Source organism: Caballeronia arvi, assembly GCF_001544695.2.
In the GTDB taxonomy this organism is placed as follows: domain Bacteria; phylum Pseudomonadota; class Gammaproteobacteria; order Burkholderiales; family Burkholderiaceae; genus Caballeronia; species Caballeronia arvi.
The window spans coordinates 1-4164 of sequence record NZ_FCOM02000147.1 but is presented as its reverse complement, the minus strand read 5'-3'; the positions used below and the strand labels follow the sequence as shown (position 1 = coordinate 4164).

Annotated in this window: 5 protein-coding genes and 1 pseudogene; 1 reads left to right on the top strand and 5 read right to left on the bottom strand. The window is 61.0% G+C overall.

What is annotated here, in order from left to right; genetic code table 11:
• Nucleotides 1–708, top strand: a 708-nt coding sequence (locus AWB74_RS43480) for a DUF72 domain-containing protein (RefSeq protein ID WP_061152657.1), incomplete at its 5' end; no start/stop codon positions are given.
• A 38-nt stretch (nt 709–746) separates the two neighbouring features.
• Here AWB74_RS43480 and AWB74_RS43475 read toward each other — a convergent pair.
• The 5 genes and pseudogenes from AWB74_RS43475 to AWB74_RS43455 all read right to left on the bottom strand — a co-directional run.
• Complete coding sequence (locus AWB74_RS43475) at nt 747–989, bottom strand: PhoU domain-containing protein (protein ID WP_061152655.1); 243 nt, start codon at nt 987–989, stop codon at nt 747–749.
• A 680-nt stretch (nt 990–1669) separates the two neighbouring features.
• Nucleotides 1670–2251, bottom strand: a complete 582-nt coding sequence (locus AWB74_RS43470) for a hemerythrin domain-containing protein (protein ID WP_061152656.1) — start codon at nt 2249–2251, stop codon at nt 1670–1672.
• A 100-nt stretch (nt 2252–2351) separates the two neighbouring features.
• Nucleotides 2352–3521 carry a zinc-dependent alcohol dehydrogenase gene (locus tag AWB74_RS43465; RefSeq protein ID WP_061152654.1) on the bottom strand — a complete coding sequence of 390 codons (1170 nt, stop codon included), beginning with the start codon at nt 3519–3521 and terminating at the stop codon, nt 2352–2354.
• A gap of 50 nt (nt 3522–3571) precedes the next feature.
• Nucleotides 3572–3826: a hypothetical protein gene (locus AWB74_RS43460; RefSeq protein ID WP_061152653.1), complete on the bottom strand. Its 255-nt coding sequence runs from the start codon at nt 3824–3826 to the stop codon at nt 3572–3574.
• A gap of 122 nt (nt 3827–3948) precedes the next feature.
• A pseudogene (locus AWB74_RS43455) lies at nt 3949–4164 on the bottom strand (SDR family NAD-dependent epimerase/dehydratase); the annotation flags it as partial.

The window sequence follows — 4164 nt, the reverse complement described above, 5'->3', positions numbered from 1 at the left end:
GACGAATTCGTTTTCAGCGTCAAGGGCCCTCGCTATCTCACCCACATGCTGCGCTTTCGCGACGAAACGGCCATCCCTGCAATGGCGAACTTCTTCGCCTCTGGCGTGCTGGGCCTTGGCGAAAAGCTCGGCCCGTTTCTCTGGCAATTCCCGCCGAGCTTCGCCTTTCATGTGAACGACTTCGAGCGCTTCCTCGCACTCTTGCCGAAGGATGCGGCCTCCGCCGCTGCCTTTGCTCAGCGACACGACACGCGAGTAAAGGAGCCGTGGTTCGATGCGCCAAGGAAAAACCGGGCGTTGAGGCACGCCGTCGAGATTCGACATCCTAGCTTTCTTGACGAGACCTTCGTACGCTTGCTGCGTAAACACGGCGTTGCGCTGGTCATATCGGACTCCACTGCTGGCTGGCCATACGCAGAAGATTTGACGTCGGATTTCGTGTACGTGCGTCTGCACGGCACAGAAACGCTTTACGGCGGCGCGTATATCGACGAGGCGCTCGACGCATGGGCGCATCGTATCGTTTGCTGGGCGAATGGAACGCAGGCCGAGGATGCCCGGCTCATCACGGCGCACAAGCCGCGAAGCCGCGCATCGCGCGATGTATTCTGTTACTTCGACAACGATCAAAAAGTACAGGCGCCGTTCGATGCCAAGCGGCTACGAGAGCGTCTCCAGGAAGGGTCCTTCAGCGGCTCGTCGCGATAAAACAATCGTCGAAGGCGCCGTCAATTCGCCGAGGCCTCTCATTCGAGTTCGTCCAACGATATGCGGCGCACGTCCCGGCCCTCGACCGCGACCACGAGGAACTCAGCGATATTCTTGGCGTGATCTCCGGTCCGCTCCAGAGCCTTGGCTATGAACCGGTATTCGAGCGCGACCGGGATGAATCCGGGTGCTGCGCATCTGCACGGCGAGGCTGCGGGAAACGAGCGGAACACTGCGTCAATGGAGACCGCCCATCTCCAGAAGATGGGTCGAGAGCGCATCGAGCGAGGCGTCGAAGGCGCGTGAGAGATGCTTGTCTGGCATGGCGATTACCTGTTTCACGCCCTCATGATCAGCGTGGAGCGGTGCGGCGCCGAGGGCGGACGTCGCGTTCGTCGTGTAGGCAATAACGGTATATACCGTTTCCTGTCAGCTGCGCAAGTGAATAACCCGGCTGGCAAGGGCGTTTGCATCGCCAGGCAGCAGGGATTTGCTGCATGTTCGCGACGCTAGCGTTTCCGACAGCCGTTGCGCGTCACCAGGCAGGTCAATGAAAAGGAAAGCGGGATTCCAAACGATTTGGCACCCCGATTGCTGGCATCGCGCAATGCCACCGGGAATGGACAGAAATCAGACAGCCACGCTCGACCAAGCAATCGTTGTTCCATAGATAATTCCCAACGGATCGATGCAAAAGCGTGAACGCGCCCGCGCCAGGAAAGCACGGCATTCGATTAACCGCGACCGAGGGAGACGTGGAAGACAATCAGATGACCAAGGGCGCATTCGCTGCATGCGAAAGAGTCATGAAATGACGCCCATGTTCTACGGGCTGGCCTGTCCACTGCGCAGCTCTGGCTTGGGCGGAGCGGCCATGCGCGTAGCCCGCTGATTCAATCGACCGCAAGAGTGCATTGAGGTTGGTGCTGACAACGGCACGCCGCGAGAACCTTGAGCGCCGTTACGCGCGATATCCGTGGCGCGGGGCGGCGGGCCGCAGACAATGCGCGAGCGCGAGCGCGCCGATCGAGATCAACGCAAACGATGCGAGCGGAAACGTGCCCACGGTATTCGCCGCGATCGCGCCGGGCCGGTATTGCGCGACGAGCTGCATGCGGCGCTTCGTCATGCGCATGCCGAGCTCGGACAGCTGCGATGCAAGCGCGCGCTCGGCGGTCGGTAGCAGCACCGTTTCCTCATCCGCGACGTGATGCATCACTTCACGCATGAGCTGCATGAAGCGCGCATCGTAGGCGGCATCATCGGGGCCCATCGCGCGCAGCTTCGCGATGTCTTCCCGCATCTTGTCGTGCTCGGGCTTACTCTTCGTGAGACGCTCGTCGTCGGCCATCGCCTCGCTGAGCGAGGGATAGAAGATCTCTTCTTCGAGTTGCGCATGTATTTCCAGCGCCGTGCACGTGAGTTCGACGATCGCGCGCTTTCTCCACCAGGACGTTTCGGCGTGGTAGCGATGAAAGGCCGCCATCACATGCGTGTGATCCATGCGGATCATCGTCGTGATGGAAGGGGAGCAGGATAGCATGTCCACTGTGACTCCTCAGCCGCATGGCGGGGCTGCTGTGATGATGGGGACTTTCGAGTTAGCGATCGGCTTTCCCTGAACATGGTGGGCTGCGCCGCCGTCAGGGCTTAAGGACCACCTTGATGCAGCCATCTTCCTTATCGCGGAACGTTTTGTACATCGATGGGCCATCCTCCAGACGCATGCGGTGCGTGATGACAAACGAAGGATCGATCTTCCCTTCCTGGATGCGGCGCAGCAGATCGTCGGTCCAGCGGTTGACGTGCGTCTGCCCCATGCGCCAGGTGAGGCCCTTGTTCATCGCGGCGCCGAACGGTATCTTGTCGATCAGCCCGCCATACACGCCCGGCACCGAAAGCGTGCCAGCCGGACGGCAGACGTAAATCATTTCGCGAAGCACGTGCGGCCGGTCGGTCTCTAACATGACCGCCTGCTTGGCGCGATCGTAGAGGGCGTCGAACGAGCGCGTCGCGTGCGATTCCATGCCCACAGCGTCAATGCATTTCTCCGGACCTTTGCCCTGCGTCAGGTCTCGCAGGCGATCCAGCACACTTTCTTCCTTGAAGTCGATCGGGACTGCGCCTGCCGCGCGCGCCATGGCCAGACGCTCGGGAACGTGGTCGATCACGATGACTTGTTTCGCGCCGAGCAGCAGCGCGCTGCGTACCGCCATTTGTCCGACGGGACCGGCGCCCCAGATCGCGACGGTATCGGTCGGCTCGATTTCGCATTGAACCGCCGCCTGCCAACCGGTCGGGAAGATATCGCCGAGAAAAAGCACCTGCTCATCGGTCAGCCCGTCCGGGATTTTCACATGCGTCTTGTCCGCGAAAGGCACGCGCACGTATTCGGCCTGCCCGCCGGGGTAGCCGCCGGTCAAATGCGTGTAGCCAAACAAGCCCGCCGTAGCGTGGCCAAACAGCTTATCGGCAGCGTCCTTGTTTCGATTGGAGCGCTCGCAGACCGAGAAGTTGCCCCGCTTGCATTGGTCGCACTCGCCGCAGATGATCGTGAACGGCACAACTACACGGTCGCCAATCTTGAGCGCGGAATTGTCTCGGCCTACCTCGACCACCTCGCCCATGAATTCGTGACCCATGACGTCGCCGGATTTCATGCCGGGCATGAAGCCATCGAACAGGTGAAGATCGGAGCCGCAGATGGCGCAGGTCGAAACCTTGATGATCGCGTCGCGGCCATGCTCGATGCGCGGGTCGGGAACCGTGTCGTATCGAATGTCCTTCTTGCCGTGCCAGATGAGTGCTTTCATGGACGCCTCGTGTGGTTTTCCTGCAAATTGCGGTGCGCCGTGTAGCGAGCCTAGGCTTCGTTGTCGGACTTGCCCGGCCTGCCGCTTCTGCTCGAGGGCTCGAGGTCCGGATCGACATGATCGTGTTCGGGGACGTACGGGCCTTCCTCCGGATGATCCTTGCCCTTCGGCACAAGGCTCGAGTCCATGTTCCCGTGCTCGCGCTGCTCGATCGTGCCGTCGCGCTTTTCCTTGACATCGCCTTCGCCAAGCACCTTTCGGCGTTCGTCCGCACGCTCGACGGGATCAGATGGTTCGTTTTGCATCGCTGGTTCCTTCAAAACTGTTGAGGTTGATTGCCGACGATTCGAGCAATCGTTATGCCTCGCGCGTCGTCCATCCGCGCTTTCTCGGAGACATGGACACCTTCCGATCGGGTGCTGGGTGCTTACGCCATGGCCTGAGGGGACTGAGCGTTGCGCACTTGCAGGGCTTCGATCACCCGGCGAAAATGCTGCGCGGTGCGCATCAGGCCTTCGTCGAGCGGCGTGGAGGGCGACCAGCCGAGCGCATCGCGCGCGAGCGAGATATCCGGCTGACGATGCCACGGATCATCCATCGGCAGAGGCTTGAACACGATCTCCGACGACGATCCCGTCAGCTC

Bases quoted from the DNA above. Each gene is read 5' to 3' on its own strand.
- AWB74_RS43475 (WP_061152655.1), bottom strand. From the start codon at position 989: ATGCGCTCTCGACCCATCTTCTGGAGATGGGCGGTCTCCATTGACGCA.
- AWB74_RS43470 (WP_061152656.1), bottom strand. From the start codon at position 2,251: ATGCTATCCTGCTCCCCTTCCATCACGACGATGATCCGCATGGATCAC.
- AWB74_RS43465 (WP_061152654.1), bottom strand. From the start codon at position 3,521: ATGAAAGCACTCATCTGGCACGGCAAGAAGGACATTCGATACGACACG.
- AWB74_RS43460 (WP_061152653.1), bottom strand. From the start codon at position 3,826: ATGCAAAACGAACCATCTGATCCCGTCGAGCGTGCGGACGAACGCCGA.